We start from the raw sequence: 24,254 nt of genomic DNA on the forward strand, positions 1-24,254 counted from the left end.
GGCGCCCACCCCGCGCGCAGGACGCCCGCACGGGATGCCGCCGGTAACCGGCATGTTGGCGGGCGGCGGGAACGGGTACCCGGCGTCCATGACCCCGCGTGCGCAGTCCGACGGCTCCCGGGGCGGTCAGCACGAGGCGCCGGTTCTCGGCGCCCTGGCCGCCTACCACGCGAACGGCGAGATCGGCTTCTCCCCACCCGGCCACAAACAGGCCAGGGGCGCCGACCCCGAGGTCCGCCGCGTCCTCGGCGACGCCGTGTTCCTCGGGGACGTCCTCGCGAGCGGCGGGCTGGACGACCGCCGCACCCGGGGCCGGGTGCTGGAACGCGCCGAACGGCTGATGGCCGAGGCCGTGCACGCCGAGCACACCTTCTTCTCCACCTGCGGCAGCTCGCTCTCGGTGAAGGCCGCGATGCTGGCGGTGGCCGCGCCGCACCAGAAGCTCCTGGTCGGCCGGGACGCCCACAAGTCGGTCGTCTCGGGACTGATCCTCTGCGGCCTGGAGCCTGTCTGGGTCGAACCCGCCTGGGACACCGGCCGCGCCATCGCGCACCCGCCCAGCGCCGCCGCGTACGAGGACGCCTTCGCCCGTCATCCGGACGCCCGGGGCGCCCTCGTCACCAGCCCCACCCCTTACGGAGCGGCCGCCGGGCTCTCGGCGATCGCCGAGGTGTGCCACCGGCGCGGGGTGCCGCTCGTCGTCGACGAGGCGTGGGGCGCCCATCTGCCCTTCCACCCCGACCTGCCCTCCTGGGCCATGGACGCGGGCGCGGACATCTGTGTGACCAGCATCCACAAGATGGGCAGCGGCCTGGAACAGGGATCGGTCTTCCACCTCCGGGGTGACCTGGTCGACCCGGCCGACCTCGCCTCCCGCGCCGACCTGCTGGGGACCACCAGCCCGTCCGTCCCGCTGTACGCCGGGATGGACGGCTGGCGCCGCCAGATGGCGCTGCACGGGGAGGAGCTGATGTCCGGCGCCCTCGCCCTGGTGGGCCGGGTCCGCAAAGCCGTCGAGGCACTGGACGGCCTCCACGTGGACGGCGCGGCCGACTACTGCGGGCCCGGCCTCGCCGCGGACTTCGACCCGCTGCCGGTCGTCATCGACCTCGACGACCTGGGCGTGAGCGGCTACGACGCCGCCGACCTGCTCCGCCGCTGTCACCACGTCGACCCGCACCTCGCCGACCACCGGCGGATCAGCGCCCAGTTCACCCACGCCGACGACGAGGCCACCGCCCGCCGTCTGCTCGCCGCGCTGGAGGGCCTGGTGCGGCGCGCCGACGGCCTCCGGCCCGCGCCCCGGGTGGCGGTGCCGGAACCAGCCCGGCTGCGCCTGGAGCAGGCCCGCCTGCCCCGGGACGCCTACTTCGCCCCGCACGAGGACGTTCCGGTGGAGCGGGCGGCGGGCCGCGTCGCGGCGGAGATGATCACCCCCTACCCGCCGGGCATCCCCGTGGTCCTGCCGGGCGAGCGCCTGACCGGGCCCGTTCTGGATTATCTGCGCTCGGGGGTCGCGGCGGGCATGCACCTGCCGGACGCCCGGGACCCGCGGCTGCGGACCGTGCGGGTCACTCGGGAGGCGGCAGCAGAGGGCCGAGAGGGCCCAGATCGAGGTTGAGGTCCTCCAGGGTGAGGCCGTGCTCCTCGCACAGGCCGCGCATCCGGTCGTGCAGCAGCATCAGCGACAGCCCGAGGCGTTCCTCCTGCTCCTCCGTGAGGTCGCCCTGGTCGACGCGGTGCAGGGCCTGGCGTTCCATCAGCTGGCGGAGGAGCTCGACGAGGGTGAGGACCAGGCGCATCAGGTCCCGCTCGACGGTGTCGGGGTCCGCGGTGATCCGGCGGGCCGGCGCGCGGTCGCCGGGCGGCGCGGTGAGGTCACGGGGTGTGGCCGGGAGCAGCCGCAGGGCGCGTGCCGTGGCCCGGGCGACCTCCTCGCGCCGGGCGGCCGGGTCGCCCGCCGGTGTCCGGGCGCCGGGGCGCGGGGCCGGGGTCACGGGGCCCCGCCGTAGTCGTCGGGGTCGGCCGGGGCCCACGGCGACGGGGTCGACGGGGTGATGGACACGACCAGGGCGCGCAGGGACACCCGGACGAGGTCGATGTCGGCGACGGAGAGCACCACGTCCCCGGTGATGACGGCCCCGCCCGTGAGCAGCCGGTCCAGGAGGTCGATCAGCGCCACCTGCCGGTCGGGCAGCGGGTCCGCGGCCGTGGTGGCGGGAGCGGGGGATGCGGTGGCGGGCAGCTCGTCGGTCACGGTCGCCCCGCGCCCGCGCCCCCGCCGGAGCCGTCGCCCCGGCTCTCGTCGTCCCCCACGGGCACCCCGCCCGTGAACGAGTACGGCGCCCACGGGCCGGTGACCTCCACCCGGACGCCGCCCAGGCCCCCTGCCGCCCGGCCGACCGCCTCCCGGAAGGCCCCGCCGTATGCCTCGGGCACCAGATACGCGTCGTTGACCACGTTCTCGTCGGTGGTCCCGGCCAGCGACCCGCTCTGCGGCCGGTGCCGGGCCCGGGCCGCGGCGTACCGGGCCGCCTCCGCCTGCACCCGGGACGCGGCGGTCGCCGCGTCCCGCCGCACGGCCGTGCGGGCGCCCTCCTGGGCGCGCCGCTGCCGCAGATAGGAGCGGCCGGGCGCGCCGGGCGTCTCCGCCGCCGGGTCCGGGGCCGCATCGGGGCCGGGCGCCACGGCGTAGACCTTCACGCCCCATTCGGCGTGGCCCGTCAGCCGGTCCAGGGCCGCCGCGAGTTCCGGGCCGTGCTCGCGCAGGACCCGGCGCGCCCCCGCCGCGTCCAGGTACACGGTGGCCAGCCGCAGGGGCAGCACGGTGGTCCGGGCCGCGAGCGCGTCGACGACAGCGTGGTGGGCGCGGGCGATGGCCGTCAGCCGGTCCAGGTCCTCCAGCTGCCGTTTCAGCGCCTCCTCGTCGAAGTCCCCGGCCGGCACGGCGCTCACGGCGAGCACCAGGCCGGGCGCGGAGTCGTCGCCGACCAGCGAGACGGGCGCCCCGGCCACCCCGGCGAGCGGTGACACCGCCTCGGCCAGGCCGTCCGCCGACCGCGCCACGGCGTAGGCGTAGGCGACCCGCCGCTCGGCCGGTTTTTCCGGCCCGGCCCGCTCGGTCGCCCCGGTCCGCTCAGCCGTCATCGCGGCGCTCCCGCCGGCTCCGCCGCTCCGTGACCGCCCGCGGGGACTCGTCGCCGCCGCGCAGCGCGTCGATCTCGGCGCGCAGCCGTTCGTTCTCCTCCGCGAGGGAGCGCCGGGCGCGCTCGTCGCGGGGCAGGTCGCGGGGCGGACGGGCCCGGGAGGAGAGCGAGGGGTCGTGCTCCCACCAGTCGATGCCCATCTCCTTGGCTTTGTCGACCGAGGCGACCAGCAGCCGCAGTTTGATGGTGAGCAGTTCGATGTCCAGCAGGTCGATCCGGATGTCCCCGGCGATCACGATGCCCTTGTCGAGCACCCGCTCCAGGATGTCGGCGAGATTGGCGGAGGAGCCCTGCGCGTACGGGGGCGCTGCCCGGCCGGGATAGGGGCCGAGGCCCCCGGAGGCGGGGCCCGGTGCTGCGGGAGTCGGTTCGGTCACGGCGGCATCAGCCTTCCGGGCTCAGGAGCCCTGTCCGGCGTCCGGCGGCGGCCCCTCGGGCCCCGTCCGACGCGCCTGCACGGCCTCCAGCCGGTCGAGGAGTTCGTCCTCCTCGCGGTCGAAGGTCTCCTCGTCGATCTCCCCGGCGAGCAGCCTCCGTTCCAGCTCGGCGAGGGCGGCGTGCACGGGCGCCGGGTCGTAGTACTCGGACTCGGCGGCCTCCTGGACCTGTTCGGCCACCCACACCACCCCGCGGACCGGGGCGAGCGGCAGGGTGACGAGCTGGGTGAGCAGTCCCATGGCGGGGTCCTCCTCCGTTGGGTCGGGTCCTCGGACTGCGGACGGGGCTCTTCTCGGATCTCAGACGAAGCTGTAGGGCGGCAGCGGGCCGTTGAGCCGGAACTCGAAGTCCTCGCCCATCTGGTTGGCCACGCTCAACTCCGTGGTCAGGAACATCTCCTCCTGGTCGTCCGGCACCAGCAGGGACACATTGAGGAAGTCGTCGCCCGAGGTCTTCGCCATGTGCAGCTCCCGCGAGTACGGGCGCAGCGCCTCCACGACCCCGGAGGCCAGCGCCTCCTGCCGTGCCCGCACCTCCACCGCGACCATCTCCCCGAGGCGCAGCGGGGCGTCGGGTCCGGCGCTGCCCGCGCGGATCTCCCGGTTCAACTCACGCGCCTCGGAGGACGACTCCAGCACCTGACGGAGCATCGGCTCCTCCTCCTGCCGCACCTTCAGGTTGTACTCGGCACAGCCGGTCACGAAGGACAGCCGCTCGGTGTACTGCGCGGTCCGCTCGGCGAGCGCCTCGCGGACGGCCTCGTCGTCGGGGGCGACGAGCCCGAAACGGAGGGGCAGCACCGGCCCGTCGGCCATCAGCCCGTTCTGCACCCCCTGATGGGCCTGGAGGTCGCGCCGTTTGGGGCGCAGACCGTCCGGCGCGTCGCTGACCACGGCGGCGAGCCCGCTGCCGCGGATCAACCGCAGGGCCCCGGGCGGGTCCCCGACACCGGTGAGCCCGTCGATCTGCGCCGGGTGCTGTCCGTCGACGACGGAGTACACGTACACGGTCATCTGCTGCTCCCTCTCACTCCCTCTGCCGGGACGTGGTGCGTCCCCGGCGGGCGGGCTTCCGGGCCGCGCGGCGCGGGCGTTCGGCGGGCTCGGGCTCCGGCTCCTCCTCGTCCGCCCGGTCCTGCGCGTCCTCCTCGGCTCCCTCGTCCTCGACCTTGTCCTCGCCGTCATCCTCATCGTCGTCGGACGAGGAACGGGACCCGCCGGGGAGGGCGTCGGTGACCGCTTCCACGGCGCCGGAGAGCGCACCCTTGGACTTGCCCTTGGCGCCGCTCTCCACGGTGTCGCCGACGATGTCGGTGAGCTGGGCGGGAGCCTTGCTCCCGGACTCCAGATCGAGGCGGTTGCACGCCTCGGCGAAGCGGAGGTAGGTGTCGACGCTGGCCACGACGATACGGGCGTCGATCTTGAGGATCTCGATGCCCACCAGGGAGACCCGGACGAACACGTCGATCACGAGCCCGCGGTCCAGGATGAGTTCGAGTACGTCGTACAGGCTGCTGCCGCGCCCCTGGGGTGCGCTGCTGCTCTGCGGCACCACGGTCATGGGTGCCTCCCTTCGAGGCCGGGCGAACGGTCAGTCGCGCCGGTCGATCTGTCCCCGTGTGTACCGCCGGGTCCTTTCGTAGCCGACGAGTTCGCCGTCCCGGTCGAGCGTGACGTGGTAACTGCCGAGGACACTCGTCGTCTCGGGAACGCGTTCCAGTTCCAGGACCTCCACATCCGCCTCCCAGCCGTCGTCCGTGCGCCGGAGGGCGGACACCGACTCGGGGGGCCGGCCCAGCAGCTCCTGGAGGCTGCCGGCGGCGGAGCGCATCGCCTGCGCCGCGTCCGCGTTCTTCCCGGCGGCCCCGGCCTTTTCGGCCTTCCCGGCCTGCCCGGTTCTTCCGGCCTTCCCGGCCGGTTTGCGTTCGCTGCCGGAACGGCGATCGGTGGCCATGGTCGTCCTCGGTGGTCGTTCCTGGTGGTCCCGTGGTCCGGGCACGCGGTTCCGGGTACCCGCCCCCGAGTAAAACAGACAATCGAATCATATGTGGATGAATCTTTCGCGGTGGGGCAGGGTGCTAAGTGGCGGACGGGTGATGAACCCGCCGTGAGGGGCCGCGGCCGTGGGCCGCCGCCCGGGGCGGGCTCTGCGAGAGCCCTCCGCCCTGCCGAAGGGAATCCCGATGGATGACACGACCAAGATTGCGCTGGCCGCCGCCGTCGCGGGCGGCTATGTGCTCGGTAGGACCAAGAAGGGACGGCTCGCGCTCACCGTGATCGGGCTGGTCGCGGGCCGCAAACTGGCGCTCGATCCCAAACAGCTTCTGGAACAGGGCGCTCGCCGCCTGGCCTCCCTTCCCCAGGTCGCCCAGCTGGGGGACCAGCTCAAGGGCGAGGTCTTCGAGGCGGGGCGCTCGGCCCTCTCCGCGACGGCCGACCGCCGTCTCGCGGGCCTCGCGGACTCCCTGCACGAGCGCACGCTGCGGCTGGGGGACACCTCCCGTCGCGATGAGGAGGAAGAGGAGGGCGAGGAGGAGGCCCCCGAGGACGCCTACGAGGGGGAAGAGGAGGACGAGGGGGAGCCCTCGGAGTACGACGAGGAGGAAGCGGAGGAAGCGGAGGAAGCGGAGGAGCCGAGGCGCAGCAGGCGCCGGCGGAGTTCCGGAGAGGGCGGCGGTTCCGTCTCCCGGTCCGCCCCGAAGAAGCCCCCGGCCAAGGAGGCTCCGGCCAAGAAGACCGCCGCGAAAAGGACCGCCGCGAAGAAGACCGCTGCCAAGAAGACCGCTGCCAAGAAGACGGCCGCGTCGGCCGGCGGCCCGGCGAAGAAGACCGCTGCGAAGAAGACGGCGGCAGCGGGAAAGGCGTCCGCTGCGAAGAAGACGGCCGCCAAGAAGACCACGGGTCGGAGGAGGTAGTGCCATGGCCACCGGACAGCGCGAGAAGGTGTCCGACCAGACCTCCGGCCTGGACCTGCTGAAGGGCGAACTGGCCGACCATGTGTCGGCCCGGGTGACCGCACTCGCCGAGCGGGCGGGCGACCGGCTCGCCGATCTCGCCGACGACCTCCTCGATGTCGCCGACAACGGAGGTGTGCTGCCCGAGGCCGGGCTGCGCGTCCTCCAGGGCGAGTCCCCGCTCAAGGCCTTCGTGAGCGAGAAGGCCAAGGGCCTCAAGGAGAACGTGGTCGGCAAGGTGAAGGACGTATTCGGCAAGAGCGGGGGAGGAGGCCGCAAGGCCGGGAGTACCAAAGTGATGAACATCGTGGAAGTCCTGGACGTGGGCGTGCCGTTGCGCAGCGCCTACGACCACTGGACGCAGTACGAGGAGTTCAGCTCGTTCACCAAGGGCGTGCGGAGCGTGTCCCAGGGCGACGAGACCAGCAGCGACTGGAAGGTCAAGGTCGGACCGTCGACCCGGGGGTGGAAGGCCACCGTCGAGGAGCAGATACCCGACGACCGGATCGTGTGGACGTCGGAAGGGGCCAAGGGCTCCACGCGCGGCTGTGTGTCCTTCCACGAACTCGGCCCGACGCTCACACGGATCGTCCTGGTCGTCGAGTACTACCCCTCCGGCTTCTTCGAGAAGACCGGCAACCTCTGGCGTGCCCAGGGGCGGCGGCTGCGCCTGGACTTCAAGCACTTCCAGCGGTACGTCACCTTCGCCGAGGAGGAGGCCGAGGGCTGGCGCGGTGAGATCCGGGACGGCGAGGTCGTCCGCACCCACGAGGAGGCGGTCGAGGAGGAGGAACAGGCGGAGGCCGAGGACGACGAGGCCGAGGGTGAGTACGACGACGAGTACGACGAGGACGCGGAAGGCGCCGAGGGCGACGAGGAACTGGAAGACGAGCCGGAGGGGGACGAGGACGACGCGGAGACCGCCCGGCGCTGAGCCCGTCAGCCGTCGCCCGGCAGGCAGTGGGTGACGTACTGGCGCACCGCGTCGTGCACCCGGTAGCGCACCCGCCCGTACGCGTCCGCGCCGTCCGCGTGGACCAGTTGCAGGGACACCAGCTCGTCGAGAAGGTCCGCCGCCGCGGCCGGTCCCGGGGCCGTGTGCGGCACCAGACCGTCCGCGGTGAAGCCGTCGCCCACCGTGCGCAGCCGCCGCAGGGAGCCCCGGACCGCGATCGGCAGGACCCGGTGGCAGGCCGCCACGCTCGCCTGCAGGGACAGGTCCCCGATGCGCAGGAAGCGGACGCGGTCCCGGCCGTCGGCCAGCCGGGCCGCCAGGTCGCCGAGGGAGCGGTGCGGACGGGCCGAGAGCCACAGTCCGGCGATGCGCAGGGCCAGTGGCAGCCGCGCGCAGAAGCGCACCAGCTCCGCCGCGGCCGCCGGCTCCGCCCGGATGCGGGTGGCGCCGACCAGGTCCTCCAGCAGCGCCAGGGCGTCCGGCTCGGTCAGGACGCCGATCCGCCGCCGGAACGGGGAGTCCAGCGCGGGCAGTTCACGCCGCGCGCCCGCCAGGACCGCGCTGTGGCCGCCGTCCACGAGCAGCGGCCGGATCTGCGCCTCGCTGTCCGCGTTGTCGAGGACGACCAGGACCCGCCGCCGGCTCAGCGCGTCCCGCAGGCGGGCGGCCGCCTCCTCCGGCCCGCCGGCGGGCGGCACGGCGCCCAGGGAACGCAGCACCCGGCGCACCAGCGCGTCCGGGGTGAACGGGGCGGCGGACGCGGCCGGATGGAGGTCCACGAAGACCTGGCCGTCCGGGAAGCGGTCGCGCGCCCCGTGCGCCGCCGCCAGGAGCAGCGCGGTCCGTCCGCCACCGGGCGGACCGACGACGACGGCCGGCCGGCCGTCGTCGCCGTGGCCCGGGGCCGTCAGATGCGTCCGGAGCGCGTCGATGTGCCTCCGTCTGCCGACGAGCCGGTGGCGCGGGGGCGGCGGCAGCTCCGCCGGGAGCGGGCCCGTGGACCGGGCGGGGCGGGGGAGGCTCACGGGGGAGGGGCGCCCGGGTAACAGCCCGACGTCCGCGGGCCGTACGCCCAGGGCCTCGGCGAGCAGCAGCAGGGACTGCTTGCGGGGGCGGGCGGTGTGACCGGTCTCCAGATTGCGGATGGCCCGCACACTCACCCCGGACCGTTCCGCCAGGGCCTCCTGGGTGAGGCAGGCGGCCTCGCGTGCGGTGACCAGGGCGGTCACCAGGGTGTCCAGCGAGGGCGGGTCGGCCGGTGCGCCCGCCTCCCGGTCCTGGGAGCCCCGCCAGGGGCCGGCGGCGGCCTTCGGGTGGCGGCCCGCGGGTGCGTCCCCGGTGGTCCGGAGCCGCCTGGTGGCAACGCGCTGTTCTGTCACGACATCCCTGGATCGATGTGGTGGGCGGCTAGGAAGTGCCCGGAGGCCCGCAGGGCTCCCGTTATAACCCCCAGCGGCCCTGTGGTCTAGTCCAACTGGGCGTGTCGCGGGCGGTGGCCGCCGTGCGCCGTGAGTGTGTCCGCCGTCCTCAACGCCCGCTCTCCGGGGCCGCCTTGACGCTGCGAAAAGTCTAGGCCAAGCTCCCCGTGGTGGTTCCGGGGCGCACCATGACCCGGTGCGCGGACCCCGGGCCGCCGCTGCGACGGGCACAGTCCACCTCCGAGTGCGTCGTCGAGGGCGGCGCGGACCCGCGCCGCTCGTCCGACGTGTCCCGACCCCGATGACCCCCATCCCGCGACCAGGCTGCGCGCGGCCCGGACGGCCGCTCCGTGAAGGGACGAACCCCCCGATGACGACATTCGCCACTGCCGACGACACCCTCACCCGGGACGCCCTCGCGGTCCTCCAGCCCGGATTCGCCGGCACCACCGCGCCCGACTGGGTGCGCCGCCGGGTCGGCGAAGGGCTCGCCTCCGTCGCCCTGTTCGGCCGCAATGTGACCTCCCGGGAGCAGGTCACGGCGCTCACCGCCGAGTTGCGCGCCGAACGGGACGAACTCCTGGTCGCCATCGACGAGGAGAGCGGCGACGTCACCCGCCTGGATGTGCGCACGGGCTCCTCGTTCCCCGGCAGCCTCGCCCTCGGTGCCGTGGACGACCCGGGACTCACCCGGGGCGTCGCCCGCGAACTGGGCCGCCAACTGGCCGAGTGCGGCGTCAACTTCAACTGGGCGCCGTCCGCCGATGTGAACGCCGACCCGGACAACCCGGTCATCGGCGTACGCTCCTTCGGCGCGGACACCGCCCTCGTCGCCCGCCACACCGCCGCGTACGTCGAGGGCATGCAGACGGCCGGCGTCGCCGCGTGCACCAAGCACTTCCCCGGGCACGGCGACACCGGCGTCGACTCCCACCATGCCCTCCCGCGTATCGACGTGGACGAGGAGACCCTGCGCACCCGCGAACTGGTGCCCTTCCGCGCGGCCGTCGAAGCGGGCACCCGCGCGATCATGAGCGCGCACATCCTGGTCCCCGCCCTGGACCCGGAGCGCCCCGGCACCCTCTCGCGGCGCATCCTCACCGAACTGCTCCGCGGGGAGCTGGGCTACGACGGGCTGATCGTCACCGACGGCATGGAGATGCGCGCCATCTCGGGCACCTACGGCCTGGAGCACGGTGTCGTCCTGGCGGTCGCGGCGGGTGCCGACGCCATCTGCGTGGGCGGCGGACTGAACGACGAGGGCACCGTGCTGAGCCTGCGGGACGCGCTGGTCGCCGCCGTGGTCTCGGGTGAACTGCCCGAGGAGCGGCTGGCGGACGCCGCCGACCGGGTCCGACGGCTCGCGCGCTGGACCGCGGGGGCGCGGGCGGCGGCCGGGTCCCCGCCCGACCCGGAGATCGGGCTGCGCGCCGCGCGCCGCGCGGTCACGGTGACACGTGCCGGGTCCGCCGCGCCCGTCACCGGACCGGTGCACGTGGCGACCTTCGCCCCGGAGCCCAATATCGCGGTGGGCGACGAGACTCCCTGGGGCGTGGAGGCGGACCTGGCGCGCCTGCTGCCGGGCACCCGGGGCGGGTCGTACCGCGGACCCGGCGCGGGCGCCGAGGCACTGGCGGCGGCCGGGGACCGCCGGATCGTCGCGGTCGTCCGCGACGAGCACCGGCACCCCTGGATGCGCTCGGCCCTGGACACAATCCTCGCCGCCCGCCCGGACACCGTGGTGGTGGAGATGGGCGTACCGCAGTCCCCGCCGCGCGGGGCGCTGCACCTCGCCACCCACGGCGCGGCCCGGGTCTGCGGCACGGCGGCGGCGGAGCGGATCGTGGAGGGCTGACGGGGCGGGGGAGGGCGCCCAAAGGGACGGTCACGGGGCCGCCGCCGGGCACGGCCGGGGTGCGACCGGCAACTGGCAGGCAATTGACGGCAACTTGTGCCGGTGGCGGTTGACTCCCGCAATTGGTCCAGGCCAGCGTGAGGGAACCTCAGTTCGATCATCGAGCCGGCCTGGGGTTCCGCCACTCGGCGCCACCGACCCTTCCCGAGCCCTGGAGTGCTGGCATGCCGACTCCTGCCCCCTCCCCTTCCCCCTACCTCCACCGGGCCGCCTCGCGGCGCCCCTACTTCAGCGCGGACGGCGAGACCTACCTCACGCCGACCCCGCTGCGCGATCTCAGCAAGACCCTGCCCCTGCGGGTGCTGTCCGAGGAGGACTTCGCCTTCTGGCAGACCTACGGCTATGTCGTCGTCCGGGGCGCCGTCACCCCGGGCGAGGCCAAGAGCCTCCTCGAATTCGCCTGGGAGTTCCAGGGACTCGACCCGGACCGCCCCGACACCTGGTACCGGGAGCGGACCTTCCGCTCGGACCTCGACCGCGATCTGTACGTCTACGGCTTCGTCGAGGCGTACCACCACCAGCTCCTCTGGGACACCCGCCAGTCGCAGCGCGTCCACGACGCCTTCGCCGACGTCTGGGACTGCGAGGAGCTGTGGGTCACCCTGGACCGGCTCAACCTCAACCCGCCGAACCGGGGGAACCGCTCCCGCTCCCTGATCGAGCCCACCGACGAGGGCTTCGACATCGAACTCCACTGGGACGTCGACACCACCCTCGGGGTGCTGCCGCAGCGCGTCCAGGGCATCCTCGCCCTCAACGACACCGAGCCCGAACTCGGCGGATTCCAGTGCGCGCCCGAACTCTTCCGCCGCTTCGAGGAGTGGCGGATCGCGCAGCCGCCCGGCCGCGACCCCATCAGGCCCGGCGCCGACCGCGCCGAGTTCCCCGTGGTGCGCCCCGACCTCCAGGCCGGCGACCTGCTCGTCTTCAACGGCCTGCTCGCCCACGGCGTCGCGCCCAACCTCTCCGCGAACCAGGTCCGGGCCGTGCAGTACCTCTCGATGATGCCCGCCCTGGAGGAGCACACCGAACTGCGGGACTCCCGCGTGGAGTCCTGGCGGACCCTCACCACGCCCGGCTGGAACGGCACCCTCCTCGGGGACGCCGCCCGGCACGAGTCCCTGCGCTACGGCCCCGCCGAGCTGAACGGCCTGGGCCGCAGGCTGCTGGGGCTGGACTCCTGGCGCGGACAGGAGTCCGCCCGGTGACCGCACGCCCCGCCCCCGCACGCCCCGCCGCCCGACGCCCCGCCCCCGCGCCGTCCGCCGGCGACCCGATCTGCCTCACCCTGCCCACCAACCGGGCCTGCGCCGCCACCCTGGCCGCCACCGCCGCCGAGGCGGCCCACGCCGCCCGCGCCTTCGGCACCGAGGTCCGCCTGCTGGTCCTGGACTCGGCCACCGAGGCCGTCCGGGCCGAACACGCCCGCGTCCTGGCCGCCCTGCCCGCCACCCCCGGCGTCACCGTCCACCACCTGGACGAGGCCCGGCAGCGCGAACTCCTGCGCCGGATGATCCGGAACGCCGGACTCGCCGAACCCGAGCGCCTCCGCGGTCTGCTGCTCCCCGACGCCGTCTCCTACGGCGCCTGCACCGACCGCGCCTTCCTCCTCGCCGCCGCCCTCGGCTGCCGCTCCGTGCACCGCAGGGACTCGGACAGCCGCTACCAGACCCTGGACGGGCAGCCGGTCTTCCCCGTCCACCACGAGCTCGCCTCCCTCGGGGGACCGGCCGCCTCCGCCTCCGCCGCCGTCACCCGCACCCGGCTCGACCCGGCCCACGCCAACCGGCCCGTCTCCCTGGCCGGCGCCTCCTTCATCGGCGCGCCCTCCGTGGACCTCGCCGAGATGGAACGGCTCGACGCGGCGGTGTACCACGAGGTCGTCGGCCTCTGGGCCCCCGGCGGCTGGCCGGAGGAGCGCAAGCGCGCACTGGTCGCGGAGTCCTTCCGGGGCGCCGGGACCGATCCCTTCACCGGCGACGACACCACCCTGACCCTGGTCGACCCCATGCGGGTGGACATGTGCAACATCGCCTTCGACCGGGAGGTGTACGAACGGGTGCCGCTGCCGCCCGCGACCGACACCATCGGCAGCGACTACTTCCTCCTCCACCTGGTGCACGACGCGACCCTCCCCGGCGTGCTGCACAACCGCCACATCGAGAACTTCCACACCCCCGAACGCCGTACCGACACGGGTTTTCTCGCCTACCAGACGCGTTTCGTGAAGTTCCTCCTCTCCATGCTCTACTTCCACGCCGTCTACGACGCCCTCGCCGAGGCCGGCCCCGCCCTTCTCGACGCGGACGACCGGCTGCGCCCCGAGGCCGTCTCCGCGCTGCTGCGCGCGAGCACCGGCCTGGACCGCGCCGAGAACCACTGGCGGCTGGACCGCGTCGACACCTGCTACCGCAAACTCGGCGGCCGCTACGCCCACGTCGCGGACCTCCTCGCCGACCGGCGCGAGACACTGCTCGACGAAGCCCGGCGGGACATCGAGGACTTCGCCCTGCTGGTCGACGTCTGGGACCCGCTGATGCGGGCCGCCCGCGACACCGGCTTCGGGGGTGCGGAGGGGTGAACGCCCAGGTACCCGCCCGGCTGGCCGCCGCCCTCGCCGCCGCTCCCTCGGACCGGCTCGTCCTCGACCTCACCGGCATGGCGGACGCCTACCGCCGGCTGACCCGGGAACTCCCCGGCGCCGCCGTCCGGTTCGCCGTCAAGTCCTGCCCCGTCGACGAGGTCCTGACCTGCCTCGCCGAAGTGGGCGCGGGCTTCGACGCGGCGAGCCCCGCCGAGATCGCCCAGGTCCTGCGCCTGGGCGTGCCCGCCCGGCTGATCCACTACGGCAACACGGTGAAGTCCGACGCGGAGATCGCCGAGGCCCACCGCCTCGGCATCCGGACCTTCGCCACCGACAGCGTCGAGGATGTGACGGCCGTCGCCGCGCAGGCCCCCGGTGCCCGGGTGTTCTGCCGCCTCGCCACCAGCGGCGACGGCGCCCTGTGGGGGCTCAGCCACAAGTTCGGCTGCTCGCCCGACGACGCCGTGCGGGTGCTGACCGCCGCCCGGGCCGCCGGACTGACACCGGCCGGTCTCTCCGTGCACGTCGGCTCCCAGCAGATGACCGCCGAGGCGTGGACCGAGGCCGCCGAGACCCTGGCCGACACCCTGCTCGCGCTGCGCGAGCACGGTATCGCCCCGGACCATGTCAACCTCGGCGGCGGCCTGCCGGCCGCGGGCTACCTCGACCGGCGCGGCCGCCCGCTCGAACCCCCGCTGGACAAGATGTTCGCCGTCATCCGCGACGGGATGGACCGGCTGCGGCACGTCAACGGCGGGCCGCTGGCCTTCGTCGTCGAACCGGGCCGCCATCTGGTGGCCGACCACGGCGCGATCCGGGCGCACGTCAGCCGCCTGACCACCCGCCGGGGGCCCGGCGGACGGGACGCGCGCTGGCTCTATCTCAGCGTCGGCAAGTTCAACGGCCTCTACGAGATGGACCAGTTGTGCCACCGGCTGGTCTTCCCCGGCCGCACCCCCGGCGAGGACCGGGTGCCCGCCGTGGTCGCGGGCCCGACCTGCGACAGCGACGACGCCTACGCCGACCCGGCCCAGCGCGTCCCGCGCGGCCTCGCCTCGGGCGACCCGGTCTGGATCCTGTCCGCCGGCGCCTACGCCACCAGCTATATGACGCGCGGCTTCAACGGCTTCCCGCCGCTGCCGTACGCCTGGGCGGCGGGCGACGGAAAGGGCGACGCGACCCCGGCCGCCCCCGCGACGCGACCGGCGGCCGCCCGTGACGCGGCCCCGGCCGCCGTCCCGGCGGAAGGGCGGGAGCGGTGAGCCCCGACCCGCGCATCCGCCCCGTCCGGGACGCCGACTGGCCAGGCGTCGCCGCCGTGGAGGCCGCCGCGTACGCGGGCACCGCCCTCGTCGAGGGGCGGGCGGCACTGGAGTCCAAGGGCCGGATCTCCCCGGACACCTGCTTCGTCCTGGACCGGGGCGGCCGGGTCGCGGGCTATCTCCTCGCCCTGCCCTACCCGCCGTTCCGCTTCCCGGACCTGGCCCGCCCGGAGCCCGGGACCGCCGCCCACCCGGCGACGGCCAACCTCCATCTGCACGACCTGGCCGTCCTCCCGGAGCTGCGCGGCCGGGGCTGGGGCGGGCGGCTGCTGGCGCGGCTGACGGCGGGCGCGGACCCCGGCTGGGAGCGGGTCTCCCTCGTCGCCGTGGGCGGGATGGCCGGCTTCTGGGCGTCCCACGGCTTCCGCGCCCACCCGGAGGTCCCGGTTCCGCCGGACTACGGCGCCGGCGCCGTCTATATGTCCCTCGCCCTGCCCGGCAGCCGCCGCGAGGGCCACCCGACCCGCACCGAAACCCGCACCGAAACCCGTACCGAATCCCGTCCCACGGAAGGGGGCAGTCTCCCGTGCCCGGTGTCATGAACGACTTCAGACGGACGCAACTGGCGATCGCGGCCCTGTTCTGTTTCCTCGGCTTCCAGTACGCCACCTGGGCCGCCCGCCTCCCCGCCCTCAAGACGCAACTCGGCCTGAGCGAGGTCGAGACGGGCGTCCTGCTCACCGCCTGCGGGGCGGGGGCGGCGGCCTCCTTCCCGCTGGTCACCCTGCTGATGCGCCGCCTCGGCTCCCGGCGGCTCGCCCTGCTCTCCGCGCTCTGCCTGATGGCCCTCCTCCTCGCTCTGGCCGCCGCCCCGAACTACCCGGTGGCCCTGCTCGTGATCTGCGCCGACGGGGTGGCCGTCGGCTGCCTCAACGTGGCCATGAACGCACAGGGCGCGGCCCTGGAGAAGGCCCACGGGCGGGCCGCCATGGCCCAGTTGCACGCCACCTTCAGCGCGGGGTCCTTCCTCGCCGCCCTGGTCGCGGCCGGTATGCACCTGGTGACCCCGGGCGTCGTCCAGCACTTCGCCGTCGCCGCGGTCCTCCTGCTCGTCCTGCTGGGGTGCGCCCGGGCCCGGCTGCTGCCCGACGCGGCATCCGAGGAGCAGCCGACCGGGACGAAGGATGCGGCCGGGACGAAGGAGGCGAGCGGGCGCCGACGGCTGACGGCGCCGACCCGGATCACGCTCTGGCTGGGCGCCGCCATGGTCTGCGGCACGGTCGCCGAGGGCTCGATGAACGACTGGTCGGCGCTCTATCTGGAGGACGTCGCCGGCGCCCCGGCACAGCTCGCCCCCATGGGCATCGCGGTCGTCTCCGTGATGATGGTCCTCGCCCGGCTCCTCGGGGACGGCTGGCGCGAACGCTGGGGCGACGCCCGGGTGGTCCGGGTGGGCAGCACGGTCGCGGGCGCGGGCCTGGCCCTCGCGCTGCTCGCCGGGGGAGTGGTCCCCGCGCTGATCGGCTTCGCCTGTATGGGGCTGGGCATCGCGGCCGTGACCCCCTGCCTCTATGTCGCCGCAGCGGCCGAGGGCCCCTCGGCGCTGGCGCTGGTCGCCTCCCTGGGCACCACCGGCCTGCTCGCCGGGCCCGCCGTCATCGGCTTCGTCGCCGGGGCCGCCGATCTGCGGTGGGGGATGGGCGTGGTGGCCGCGGCCGCCCTGCTGGTGCCCCTGTGCACGGCCCGGATCCGGTGGGGCGCCGCCGCCGGGAAGGAGGCGCCGGCCGCCGTATAGCCGTATGCCGTATAAGGGCACGGGGGCGGCGGGATCAGTAGTTCTGCCACTCGTGGCGCGTGTACTCCAGCACCACCGGGTCCATCAGCGTGCTCGGCCGTACGTCCTGCGGGCGCCGGTCCACCGGGAAGACGGTGGCGGCCCGCAGGACGTCGTCGTCGAGGAAGCGCAGCGGCGGCGCGCCGTCCGCGAGGCGCAGGGGCGGGGCCGCCGCGTCCCGGCCGGGGCGGGCGAGCACGAAGCCCCAGTTCCCGAAGCTCGGCACATCCACCTGGTACTCGGTGGTGCGGTAGCCCGCCTCCCGGATCGTCGCCGCGATCGACCAGTACGACTTGGGGGCGAAGAACGGCGACCCGCCCTGCACCACGACCTGGCTGTCCGGCTTCAGCGCCCGTCGCAGCAGGTCGTAGAACTCGACCGAGTACAGCTTGGCCAGCGCCGCCGTGTCCGGGTCCGGGAAGTCGATCAGGACCGTGTCGTAGCGCTTGCCGCCGTCCCGCAGCCAGTTGAAGGCGTCCGCGTTCACCACGGTGACCCGGGGGTCGGCCAGGGCCCCGCCGTTGAGCTCCCGCAGCGGGCCGTAGCCCCGGGCGAGGCGGGTCATCGCCGGGTCCAGGTCGACCAGGGTCACCTCCTCGACGTCCTCGTAGCGCAGCACCTCCCGCAGCGCGAGGGCGTCGCCGCCGCCGAGGACCAGCACCGAGGCGCGCCGCCCCGACAGGGCCGGGTGGACCAGCGCCTCGTGGTAGCGGTACTCGTCCACCGAGGAGAACTGCAGGTCCCCGTTGAGGAACAGCCGGGTGTCCGGTTCCCCGTTGAAGGCCGTCGAGCGGGTGATGACGATGTCCTGGTACGGGGTGGTCTCCGCGTGCACGATCGGGTCCCGGTACAGCTGCTGACGAGCCGTCACCTCGATGTCGTCCGCCAGCACGTACACCGTGCCGAGGACGGCCAGCACCACGGCCATCCCGCTCAGCAGGCCGATCCGCACCACCCGGCGGATGGTGCGCCGGAAGATCCACACCACCACCAGGACGCCCGCCAGGGCATTGACCACTCCCACCACCAGCGCGCCCTTGAGCTGGCCGAAGGCCGGCAGCAGGAGCAGCGGGAAGCAGAGCCCGCCGATGAGCGCCCCGATGTAGTCCACGGCGAACATGTCGGCGACCGCGCTGCCCGCCTCCTGCCGGCGAATCCGCTGGAGGAGGGTCATCAGCAGCGGGATCTCGGCCCCGATCAGCAGACCGACCAGGAAGGACACCACGACCATCGCCGGCATGTAGAGCCGCAGCCAGGCGAAGGCCACGTACAGCACCAGCACCGACAGCCCGCCCATCAGGGCGAGCAGCCCCTCCACGACGGCGAAGGCGCCCACCGCGCGCCGCTGGAGGGGCTTGGCGGCCAGCGAGCCGATGCCCATCGCGAAGACCATCACGGAGATGACCACGGAGGTCTGCATCACCGAGTTGCCGATGAGGTAGCTGCCGAGCGCCGTCAGCGCCAGCTCGTAGACCAGTCCGCAGGCCGCGCAGAGGAACACGGCGAAGAGGAGCAGGAAGCGCGCGCCCCGGGAGTGCGTCGCCGTGGCCGAGACCGGCGGGCCGGTCTGTGCGGGCGGGGCGGTGGCGCGGTCCCGCGTGGTGGTGCCCATGGTGTGCGGGCCGTCAGGAGACGGCCGCGCCGACCATGAAGGCCGTGCCGATGTACAGGGCCGCCTGCACCCACGCGGCGGGGTGCGGCCGGTCGCCGTTGTCGTCCAGCACCGCGTGCCCGAGCCGGCCGGGCGTCAGCAGCCCCACCACCAGCGAGACCACGGTCATCACGACCACGCCCGCCAGGCCGTACACCAGGGTGCTGAACAGCCCCAGCCCGAGGCCCAGTTCGGACTCGCTCGCGCGTATCGACTGGTCGATGACAAGGCCGATGGCGAGGGTCTGGCCGGCCAGCAGCACGGCGGCGCCGCGGTTGCGCTCGGTCCACACCACGTGCACCAGCTTGCCGGGCGTGACGAGGTCGAGCGCGATGAAGCCGGCGGCCATCACGACGAAGCCGACCAGGCCGTAGAGCAGGGCGTTGCCTGCCGATTCCAGGATCTCTGACACGGGAGTGCCTTTCGGGCTTACGGGCTTTTCGGGCTGTCGGGCTGGGCTGTGGTGCGTGCGGGGCTGTGGTGCGTGCGGGGCGTGCGGGACGGTTTTGCGGACGGGCGCCGGTGCTACTTGCCGGACCCGGGGCCGCCGCCCCGGAACGCGCTGTCCGGGTCCGGCCACAGCGAGCCGATACGGGAGCGCCAGCGCTGGTGGCCGGTGCGGTAGTCGTCGATCTCGATCCGGCTGCCGCCCGCGGCGAGCGGGGTGACCGCCACGATGTCGTCGCGGTAGCGCAGGAGTTCGACATCGGGCGAGCTGATGCGGTCGCGCGCCGAGGTGTGGCCGTGGATCTCCTTGGCCACCGTGGACAGTCCGTCGGTGGTGTCCGTCCAGCCGGCGCCGGGGGCGGCGCTGCGGTACTCGCTGCGTATCCACGAGGACGGCACGGCGTTGCCGCTGCTCCCCTCGCCGTCGTCGCCGCAGGCGGTGAGCGCCAGCGCGGCGATCGCGGCCACGGTCGTCACGCTGATGAGTCGGGCGGTCCTCAACGGGCCTCCAGCCGGGTGTGCGTCGCCACGATCTGGCGGCTCTGCGGGTACGTGTGCCAGGTGCGCCAGGTCAGTCCGTGCGCGTCCGGGCCGACGGTCAGGGCGGTGACCGCGTGCGGGGAACCGGGGAACACCCCGTACAGGGCGTCCGGGCTCGCCTCCGCGCGGGCGAGCAGCCGCTCGACCTCCGCGCCGAACGCGGCCCCGGACAGGGTGCGCACGCGCGCGCCGAACCGGTAGGTCCAGTCGTCGAACTCGTGCACCGCCGACTCGGGCAGCCCGCCCGCCACCCCGGGCAGGCAGGCGACGGTCTCCCGCACCGGCCCGGCGAAGACCTGGTGGGAGGCGCCCAGCAGCCGCAGGCGCACGTCCACACCCGCCACCCGCGTCTCGCGGACGGCGAGCGCCGGATGCGCGGACCGGCCCAGGGTGAAGGACAACTGGTCGGCGCCCGTGTCCAGATACGGGATCGCGAGTGCTATGCCGCTCATGCGCGGGCGCCCCCGGCGGTCCCACTCGCACCGGTCCGACTCCCGTCGCTCCGGCCCCCGGCGGTCCCGCCCGCGCGCCCCGCCCCCGCCCGCGTCACGGCCTCCGGCACGGTCGCGGGCCGGCGGCGCGTCGGACCTCCGGCGGTGGCGCGGGCGGCGGACTCGGGCATCAACAGGGGGCCTCGGAACTCGTGTCGGTGCGGGCGGGAGCGCGCCGAGTATGGCACAGGCCCGGCCGGTTCCCCCAAGGGGTTCCCGGCCGGGCCCGCCGACGCGTGGTGTGGACGCGGTGGTTCAGGCGCCCGCCGCCTCCCGCGCGTACCCCGGCTCGCGGCCCTCCGGCAGGAAGAGCACCGAGTTGACGTACCGTTCCCGCTGCGGCGCGTCCCCGTCCGCGGCGGTTCCGGACCGCTCGCCGCCGGGCGCCAGGGTGCGGCGCAGCATCCCCCGGTGCACCAGGTGCTCGGTGCGCGCCTGGTGGGCCGCCAGGTCGAAGTCCGCCAGCGCCACCCACTCCCGGCCCGGCAGCAGCCAGCCCCGGAAGCCGAGCCCGGACAGCAGGTCCACCACCGGCGCCACCGGCTGGATCCGCGCCTCCAGTTCGATCAGCAGCGCCGGGCGCTGCCGGGACAGCACGCCCTCCGCACCCCGCAGCGCGGGGAGTTCGCCCCCGTCCACGTCCATCTTGAGGAACACCACGTCCCCGAGGCCGAGTCCGTCGACCGTCAGCGCGGGCACCTCCACGCTGTGGGCGTGCACGCTGTTCCGTGTGAGTGAGGAGAGCCCCCGGTCACCCCGGTCGCCCTCCGGCAGCCACAGCCGGGCGGTGCCCTCCCGGTCGGTGGCGGCGCCGTGCACCACCCGGGCGTTGCCCGGCAGGGAGGACTTCAGGTACTGCGCCAGATGGGCCACCGGCTCCACGGCGACCACCCGGTCGCAGCGGGCGGCCAGCCGCCGCGCCCAGGGGCCGTACCAGCTCCCCACGTCGACGGCCGTGCCGCCGGCCGGGCAGTAGTCCGCGAGCCGGGCCAACTCCGGCTCCAGGCGCGGGTAGAGCGCGCAGGCCGCCGAACCGACCCAGCGGGTCGGCAGCCGGGAGGCGACCGCCGCCGCCAGGGTGGTCACTGAGCCGCCGTCCCGTCACCCGGCGCGGTGTCGTCCGCGGTGGCCCGCACCCCGGAGGAGGGCAGCAACTGCGGGATGCCGTCCACGACCGGGTATCTGAGCTGGAGTCGCGGGTTCCACAGGACGTCCTGGTCGGGCAGGAGGGTGAGCGGACCCTTGTCGAGCGGGCAGGCCAGGATCTTCAGCAGCGGGTCGTCGGGCTTCATCGGCGGACTCCAATCGGGACGGGCATCGGGGCGAGGGGTGGACGGACGGACGGTCGGGAACGGCGGACGGTCGGGAACGGCGGGTGGTGCGGGGCCGTGCCGTGCGGCGCCGGCCGGTCGGGGTGGGCCGCACCGCACGGCACGGGTCAGGTGGCCGGAGCCGGATCGTGGCGGGGCATGGCCAGCAGCACCGACAGCGCCAGCGCCGTCCCCGCCACCCGCAGGGTCAGCAGCAGCGGGTCCTCCGGCAGCGTCTCCCCGAAGGTCAGCGTCCCGAGGACCGCCGTGAACAGGCAGGTCACCGTCGTGCACACCGGCACGATCAGCGAGGCGCGGCAGCGCTGGAGGGCCGCCTGCGACATGACGAGCCCGGCCGCCGCCGTCACCAGCAGCAGATACGGGTACGGGGAGCCGAACAGGGCGCGTGCCGCCGCCCCCAGGCCCTCGCCGGTCAGCGTCCCCGAGGCGCCCTTGATGGCCAGCGAACTGACTCCGTACAGCAGACCGACCGCCACCCCGTAGCCGATGCCGTTCGTCGGCACCCGGTGGCGCTTGCGGGAGCGCTTCTCGACCTGCCGGTACAGCCACACCCCGGCGCCCAGGGTCGGCACGCACACCAGGAGCACCAGCGCCCACGGCGCGCCGGTGCCCACCGTGTCCTCGCCCTCCCGCACGGAGGCCACCACCATCAGCAGCGCCACGAGGACCGCCCCGAGGGCCCAGCGCTCCCGGCCGGACGGCTGCTCCCCGAGGACCGCCGAGGACAGCAGCAGGAGCAGCACCAGACCGGAGACGAAGATGCCCTGCGCTGCGGCGATGGGCAGGGCCCGGTAGACGACCAGCTGGGCCACGAACCCGGCCGCCAGGGCCAGCGAACCGGCGATCCACGCGGGGCTCGTCGCCAGGATCAGGACCGTGCGCAGCGGACGCCCGGCGGACAGCTCCGGCAGCCGCCCGAGCGCCCGTTTCTCCAGCACGAACCCCACGCTGTACAGCAGGTTGGCGACCAGGGCCGCGCCCACACCCCACCACATCCGCTACCTCCGCCGGGCGTGCGCCAGCAGGATCGACGCGGCCGAGGGGACGGCGCACGCGGCCCGGTCCAGCAGCCGCATCCCGCGCGGGACGCCGTGGAACGGGGCGCCGGTGATCGACACGTCCGTGAAGCCGGAGGCGGTGAGGAAGGAGCGCAGCGCGCGGGCGGTGTAGAGCCGCAGATGGCCGACGACCTCCCGGCCCGGGCGGCCGTGGATGCCCCGCAGGCTCACCTCGGAGAACACCGGCTGCACCCCGGCGAGCAGCAGGGCGCGGTTGTACCAGGCCGCCAGGTTCGGTGTGGACAGCATCAGATGGCCGCCCGGGCGCAGCACCCGCCGCAGCTCGTCCAGCGCCCCGTCCGGGTCCACCAGGTGCTCGATGACCTCGCTGAACAGCACCGCGTCCGCGCAGCCGTCCGCGAACGGCAGCCCGCCCGCCTCGAACTCGCCGCGCACCACGTGGTCCACCCGGGTGCGGGCCCGGCGCAGCGCGTCCTGCGACCAGTCCACGCCGACCAGCCGGTGGCCCCTGAGGTAGGGGGCGGCGGTGGCGGCGGCGGTGCCGTCGCCGCAGCCCACGTCGAGGACGAGGGCGCCGCTGTCGCCGGTGGTGGCGCGCAGCGCCTGGGCGAGCAGCCGGGCCTGGCGGCTGCTGCGGGCGTCGCCGGAGGCCACGGGGACGGCGGGGTTCTCGTAGAAGTCCCGCAGCCCCGGGGGCGGCGCGGCGGCGTTCACCGGACCCCCTCGTCCGTGGCGGGCGCGTCCGTGGCCGTCCCGTGGCCGGCGGTCCGGCCCCCGGCGGTCCCGCCGGTACCGGTTCCGCCCGTCGCGGACCCGTCCGTCGCGGCCAGCCGCTCCGTGAACAGCTCGCGCAGCCGCGCCCCGTCCGCGTCCCCGAGCAGGGACCGGGACCAGCGCAGGGCGAGATGCAGCCTCCCGCCGGTGGACGCGGTGGTGAAGGTCAGTCCGCGCGGCATCCGGGCCGGGGCGGAGAACCACACGGCGCTCGCCCGGCCCGCGTCGCCGAAGTCCAGCGGGTAGGGGATACGGCCGATGTTGCTCAGCAGGGTCGTGGAGGTCCACGGGCCGGCCGCCCGGCGCAGCGCCCGGGTCGCCTTCGCCCGGACGGCCACCGGCACCACCGGCGCGGTCAGCAGCCCCGCCAGCGACCCCAGCGGCGGCCGGGGCACGGCTTTGAGCGCCCGGGTGCGCTCCGCCGTGCGGCGCAGCAGCTCCCGGGGGTCGGCGTCCGGGCCGGTCTCCTCGGCCGAGAACGGCACCTCGACCAGCCGGGTGCCGTTGCCGATCGGCATCTCGGGGCCCCGAGGGCGGTCGTCCACGGGCATGGTGATCCGCAGCGGCGGGCCCGCAGGCGCGCCCTGCAGCCGGTTCCACTCGGCGACGGTCAGCGCGGTGGCCACCATCAACTGGTCGTTCACGGTGTACGGCGCGCCCGGCTCCCGCCGGGGGACGGCCAGTTCGCACACGGTCATCCCGTTGCCGGGGGCGCTCGGGCCGGGCGTTCCGGCGGCCACCCGGGCGGGCCGGCCGTACGCGGCGCCCGGCACCGGGGGCGGCGCCGCCGGGCCGGAGGCGGCCCGGGCCGCGGGCGCCGGCACGGGGCCCGCCTCCCCGGCGTACAGTTCGGCCGCCGTCGCCGCGATCCGCAGGCACGCCGGGCCGTCCAGCGCCGCGTGGTGCAGCGTGAACAGCAGCACACAGCCCGCCCGGCCGGGCTCCTCGACGACCTCCAGCCGCAGCGGCGGCGACGCGGTCAGCGGGGGCGGCTCGGCCAGCGCCCGGCCCCGCGCCGCGTCCAGGGCGCCCGGCGCGGCGGGCGGGAAGGACACGACCTCGGTGTCCGGGGCGCCGGTCAACTCCCAGGCGTAGCGCAGCGCGTACGGCCCCCGCGCCCGCTCCCGCACCAGCACCCGGGGATGCCGGGCGAGCGCCCCGGCCACCGCCTCGCGCAGCCGTGCGGGGTCCGGCCGGCCCGGGAGGTGGATCTCGATGTGCACGGTGTCCGGCTCGGCCGGGTCCGTGCAGTGCCGGGCGATCTCGTCCACCACGGGGAACGGCACGATCCCGCCCCCGGCCCCGCCCCGGGCGCGCGCGGCCCCGGCGGGTTCGTGCAGTGCGGTCATCGCCGCTCCCCTCGTGAGTGGTCCCGCCCCGGGCCCGGGGCGCCGCCCCGCCGGGCCGGGGCGAGGGCCCCGGCCCGGCGGAGGAAG

27 protein-coding genes are annotated in these 24,254 nt (G+C 75.0%); 9 read left to right on the forward strand and 18 right to left on the reverse strand.

Annotated elements, in window-relative coordinates; all coding sequences use genetic code 11:
• Nucleotides 1-88 precede the first annotated feature (88 nt).
• Entirely contained in the window at nucleotides 89-1,621 is a 1,533-nt protein-coding gene (locus tag ABZ457_RS20480; RefSeq protein WP_359159131.1) for an aminotransferase class I/II-fold pyridoxal phosphate-dependent enzyme, read from the forward strand.
• On the opposite strand, the gene ABZ457_RS20485 is transcribed toward ABZ457_RS20480, so the two are convergent.
• Genes ABZ457_RS20485 through ABZ457_RS20520 form a run of 8 tightly spaced genes read right to left on the reverse strand, consistent with a single transcriptional unit; the run spans nucleotide 1,572 to nucleotide 5,597 of the window.
• Nucleotides 1,572-1,997 carry a gas vesicle protein K gene (locus ABZ457_RS20485; protein ID WP_018849539.1) on the reverse strand — a complete coding sequence of 142 codons (426 nt, stop codon included), beginning with the start codon at nucleotides 1,995-1,997 and terminating at the stop codon, nucleotides 1,572-1,574. The genes ABZ457_RS20480 and ABZ457_RS20485 overlap by 50 nt on opposite strands.
• Nucleotides 1,994-2,257 carry a gas vesicle protein gene (locus ABZ457_RS20490; RefSeq protein ID WP_359159134.1) on the reverse strand — a complete coding sequence of 88 codons (264 nt, stop codon included), beginning with the start codon at nucleotides 2,255-2,257 and terminating at the stop codon, nucleotides 1,994-1,996. Before ABZ457_RS20490 ends, ABZ457_RS20485 begins: the two co-directional genes overlap by 4 nt.
• Nucleotides 2,254-3,147: a GvpL/GvpF family gas vesicle protein gene (locus ABZ457_RS20495; protein WP_359159136.1), complete on the reverse strand. Its 894-nt coding sequence runs from the start codon at nucleotides 3,145-3,147 to the stop codon at nucleotides 2,254-2,256. The genes ABZ457_RS20490 and ABZ457_RS20495 overlap by 4 nt, the downstream gene beginning before the upstream one ends.
• Entirely contained in the window at nucleotides 3,137-3,583 is a 447-nt protein-coding gene (gene gvpJ / locus ABZ457_RS20500; protein WP_359159138.1) for a gas vesicle protein GvpJ, read from the reverse strand. The genes ABZ457_RS20495 and gvpJ overlap by 11 nt, the downstream gene beginning before the upstream one ends.
• 21 nt (nucleotides 3,584-3,604) lie before the next feature.
• A complete protein-coding gene (locus tag ABZ457_RS20505; protein ID WP_359159140.1) occupies nucleotides 3,605-3,883 on the reverse strand; it encodes a gas vesicle protein GvpG in 279 nt (92 codons plus the stop codon).
• A 60-nt stretch (nucleotides 3,884-3,943) separates the two neighbouring features.
• The gene (locus ABZ457_RS20510; protein WP_359159142.1) at nucleotides 3,944-4,657 is read right to left on the reverse strand and encodes a GvpL/GvpF family gas vesicle protein; all 714 of its coding nucleotides are present in this window, start codon (nucleotides 4,655-4,657) and stop codon (nucleotides 3,944-3,946) included.
• Nucleotides 4,658-4,670: 13 nt separating this feature from the next.
• On the reverse strand, nucleotides 4,671-5,204 hold the full coding sequence (locus tag ABZ457_RS20515; RefSeq protein WP_359159144.1) for a gas vesicle structural protein GvpA: 534 nt from the start codon (nucleotides 5,202-5,204) through the stop codon (nucleotides 4,671-4,673).
• A 30-nt stretch (nucleotides 5,205-5,234) separates the two neighbouring features.
• On the reverse strand, nucleotides 5,235-5,597 hold the full coding sequence (locus tag ABZ457_RS20520; RefSeq protein ID WP_359159146.1) for a gas vesicle protein: 363 nt from the start codon (nucleotides 5,595-5,597) through the stop codon (nucleotides 5,235-5,237).
• 229 nt (nucleotides 5,598-5,826) lie between these two features.
• On the opposite strand from ABZ457_RS20520, the gene ABZ457_RS20525 reads away from it, so the two are divergent.
• Both ABZ457_RS20525 and ABZ457_RS20530 read left to right on the forward strand, forming a co-directional pair.
• The gene (locus tag ABZ457_RS20525; RefSeq protein ID WP_359159148.1) at nucleotides 5,827-6,558 is read left to right on the forward strand and encodes a histone protein; all 732 of its coding nucleotides are present in this window, start codon (nucleotides 5,827-5,829) and stop codon (nucleotides 6,556-6,558) included.
• 4 nt (nucleotides 6,559-6,562) lie between these two features.
• Nucleotides 6,563-7,531, forward strand: coding sequence for an SRPBCC family protein (locus ABZ457_RS20530; RefSeq protein ID WP_359159150.1), 969 nt, complete (start codon nucleotides 6,563-6,565; stop codon nucleotides 7,529-7,531).
• Nucleotides 7,532-7,536: 5 nt separating this feature from the next.
• Here the strand turns inward: ABZ457_RS20530 and ABZ457_RS20535 are convergent, their stop codons facing one another.
• A complete protein-coding gene (locus tag ABZ457_RS20535) occupies nucleotides 7,537-8,931 on the reverse strand; it encodes a helix-turn-helix domain-containing protein (protein WP_359159152.1) in 1,395 nt (464 codons plus the stop codon).
• A gap of 409 nt (nucleotides 8,932-9,340) precedes the next feature.
• Between ABZ457_RS20535 and ABZ457_RS20540 the strand changes: the two genes are divergently transcribed.
• From ABZ457_RS20540 to ABZ457_RS20565, 6 genes are all read left to right on the forward strand, one after another.
• Nucleotides 9,341-10,825, forward strand: coding sequence for a glycoside hydrolase family 3 protein (locus tag ABZ457_RS20540; RefSeq protein WP_359159154.1), 1,485 nt, complete (start codon nucleotides 9,341-9,343; stop codon nucleotides 10,823-10,825).
• 224 nt (nucleotides 10,826-11,049) lie between these two features.
• Nucleotides 11,050-12,093, forward strand: a complete 1,044-nt coding sequence (locus ABZ457_RS20545; RefSeq protein ID WP_359159156.1) for a phytanoyl-CoA dioxygenase family protein — start codon at nucleotides 11,050-11,052, stop codon at nucleotides 12,091-12,093.
• Between the two features lie 68 nt (nucleotides 12,094-12,161).
• On the forward strand, nucleotides 12,162-13,466 hold the full coding sequence (locus tag ABZ457_RS20550) for a DUF6271 family protein (protein ID WP_359159218.1): 1,305 nt from the start codon (nucleotides 12,162-12,164) through the stop codon (nucleotides 13,464-13,466).
• The gene (locus ABZ457_RS20555) at nucleotides 13,463-14,731 is read left to right on the forward strand and encodes a type III PLP-dependent enzyme (protein ID WP_359159158.1); all 1,269 of its coding nucleotides are present in this window, start codon (nucleotides 13,463-13,465) and stop codon (nucleotides 14,729-14,731) included. Before ABZ457_RS20550 ends, ABZ457_RS20555 begins: the two co-directional genes overlap by 4 nt.
• Complete coding sequence (locus ABZ457_RS20560) at nucleotides 14,728-15,333, forward strand: GNAT family N-acetyltransferase (RefSeq protein WP_359159160.1); 606 nt, start codon at nucleotides 14,728-14,730, stop codon at nucleotides 15,331-15,333. Before ABZ457_RS20555 ends, ABZ457_RS20560 begins: the two co-directional genes overlap by 4 nt.
• Complete coding sequence (locus ABZ457_RS20565) at nucleotides 15,318-16,526, forward strand: MFS transporter (RefSeq protein WP_359159162.1); 1,209 nt, start codon at nucleotides 15,318-15,320, stop codon at nucleotides 16,524-16,526. Before ABZ457_RS20560 ends, ABZ457_RS20565 begins: the two co-directional genes overlap by 16 nt.
• 34 nt (nucleotides 16,527-16,560) lie before the next feature.
• Here the strand turns inward: ABZ457_RS20565 and ABZ457_RS20570 are convergent, their stop codons facing one another.
• From ABZ457_RS20570 to ABZ457_RS20610, 9 genes are all read right to left on the reverse strand, one after another.
• Entirely contained in the window at nucleotides 16,561-18,177 is a 1,617-nt protein-coding gene (locus tag ABZ457_RS20570; RefSeq protein WP_359159164.1) for a polyamine aminopropyltransferase, read from the reverse strand.
• Between the two features lie 13 nt (nucleotides 18,178-18,190).
• A complete protein-coding gene (locus ABZ457_RS20575) occupies nucleotides 18,191-18,628 on the reverse strand; it encodes a DUF350 domain-containing protein (RefSeq protein ID WP_359159166.1) in 438 nt (145 codons plus the stop codon).
• Between the two features lie 113 nt (nucleotides 18,629-18,741).
• Nucleotides 18,742-19,164, reverse strand: coding sequence for a DUF4247 domain-containing protein (locus ABZ457_RS20580; RefSeq protein ID WP_359159168.1), 423 nt, complete (start codon nucleotides 19,162-19,164; stop codon nucleotides 18,742-18,744).
• Nucleotides 19,161-19,655 carry a DUF2617 family protein gene (locus tag ABZ457_RS20585; protein WP_359159170.1) on the reverse strand — a complete coding sequence of 165 codons (495 nt, stop codon included), beginning with the start codon at nucleotides 19,653-19,655 and terminating at the stop codon, nucleotides 19,161-19,163. Before ABZ457_RS20585 ends, ABZ457_RS20580 begins: the two co-directional genes overlap by 4 nt.
• Nucleotides 19,656-19,949: 294 nt before the next feature.
• Complete coding sequence (locus tag ABZ457_RS20590; protein ID WP_359159172.1) at nucleotides 19,950-20,780, reverse strand: FkbM family methyltransferase; 831 nt, start codon at nucleotides 20,778-20,780, stop codon at nucleotides 19,950-19,952.
• Entirely contained in the window at nucleotides 20,777-20,986 is a 210-nt protein-coding gene (locus tag ABZ457_RS20595) for a Trm112 family protein (RefSeq protein WP_359159174.1), read from the reverse strand. Before ABZ457_RS20595 ends, ABZ457_RS20590 begins: the two co-directional genes overlap by 4 nt.
• A 146-nt stretch (nucleotides 20,987-21,132) precedes the next feature.
• Complete coding sequence (locus ABZ457_RS20600) at nucleotides 21,133-22,020, reverse strand: hypothetical protein (RefSeq protein WP_359159176.1); 888 nt, start codon at nucleotides 22,018-22,020, stop codon at nucleotides 21,133-21,135.
• 3 nt (nucleotides 22,021-22,023) lie between these two features.
• A complete protein-coding gene (locus ABZ457_RS20605) occupies nucleotides 22,024-22,758 on the reverse strand; it encodes a class I SAM-dependent methyltransferase (RefSeq protein WP_359159178.1) in 735 nt (244 codons plus the stop codon).
• On the reverse strand, nucleotides 22,755-24,167 hold the full coding sequence (locus ABZ457_RS20610; protein WP_359159180.1) for a condensation protein: 1,413 nt from the start codon (nucleotides 24,165-24,167) through the stop codon (nucleotides 22,755-22,757). Before ABZ457_RS20610 ends, ABZ457_RS20605 begins: the two co-directional genes overlap by 4 nt.
• Nucleotides 24,168-24,254: the final 87 nt, after the last annotated feature.

The organism is Streptomyces sp. NPDC005805 (assembly GCF_040630445.1).
In the GTDB taxonomy this organism is placed as follows: Bacteria; Actinomycetota; Actinomycetes; order Streptomycetales; family Streptomycetaceae; genus Streptomyces.

Bases quoted from the DNA above. Each gene is read 5' to 3' on its own strand.
- ABZ457_RS20480 (WP_359159131.1), top strand. From the start codon at position 89: ATGACCCCGCGTGCGCAGTCCGACGGCTCCCGGGGCGGTCAGCACGAG.
- ABZ457_RS20495 (WP_359159136.1), bottom strand. From the start codon at position 3,147: ATGACGGCTGAGCGGACCGGGGCGACCGAGCGGGCCGGGCCGGAAAAA.
- ABZ457_RS20505 (WP_359159140.1), bottom strand. From the start codon at position 3,883: ATGGGACTGCTCACCCAGCTCGTCACCCTGCCGCTCGCCCCGGTCCGC.
- ABZ457_RS20510 (WP_359159142.1), bottom strand. From the start codon at position 4,657: ATGACCGTGTACGTGTACTCCGTCGTCGACGGACAGCACCCGGCGCAG.
- ABZ457_RS20515 (WP_359159144.1), bottom strand. From the start codon at position 5,204: ATGACCGTGGTGCCGCAGAGCAGCAGCGCACCCCAGGGGCGCGGCAGC.
- ABZ457_RS20520 (WP_359159146.1), bottom strand. From the start codon at position 5,597: ATGGCCACCGATCGCCGTTCCGGCAGCGAACGCAAACCGGCCGGGAAG.
- ABZ457_RS20525 (WP_359159148.1), top strand. From the start codon at position 5,827: ATGGATGACACGACCAAGATTGCGCTGGCCGCCGCCGTCGCGGGCGGC.
- ABZ457_RS20530 (WP_359159150.1), top strand. From the start codon at position 6,563: ATGGCCACCGGACAGCGCGAGAAGGTGTCCGACCAGACCTCCGGCCTG.
- ABZ457_RS20540 (WP_359159154.1), top strand. From the start codon at position 9,341: ATGACGACATTCGCCACTGCCGACGACACCCTCACCCGGGACGCCCTC.
- ABZ457_RS20545 (WP_359159156.1), top strand. From the start codon at position 11,050: ATGCCGACTCCTGCCCCCTCCCCTTCCCCCTACCTCCACCGGGCCGCC.
- ABZ457_RS20570 (WP_359159164.1), bottom strand. From the start codon at position 18,177: ATGGGCACCACCACGCGGGACCGCGCCACCGCCCCGCCCGCACAGACC.
- ABZ457_RS20585 (WP_359159170.1), bottom strand. From the start codon at position 19,655: ATGAGCGGCATAGCACTCGCGATCCCGTATCTGGACACGGGCGCCGAC.
- ABZ457_RS20595 (WP_359159174.1), bottom strand. From the start codon at position 20,986: ATGAAGCCCGACGACCCGCTGCTGAAGATCCTGGCCTGCCCGCTCGAC.
- ABZ457_RS20600 (WP_359159176.1), bottom strand. From the start codon at position 22,020: ATGTGGTGGGGTGTGGGCGCGGCCCTGGTCGCCAACCTGCTGTACAGC.
- ABZ457_RS20610 (WP_359159180.1), bottom strand. From the start codon at position 24,167: ATGACCGCACTGCACGAACCCGCCGGGGCCGCGCGCGCCCGGGGCGGG.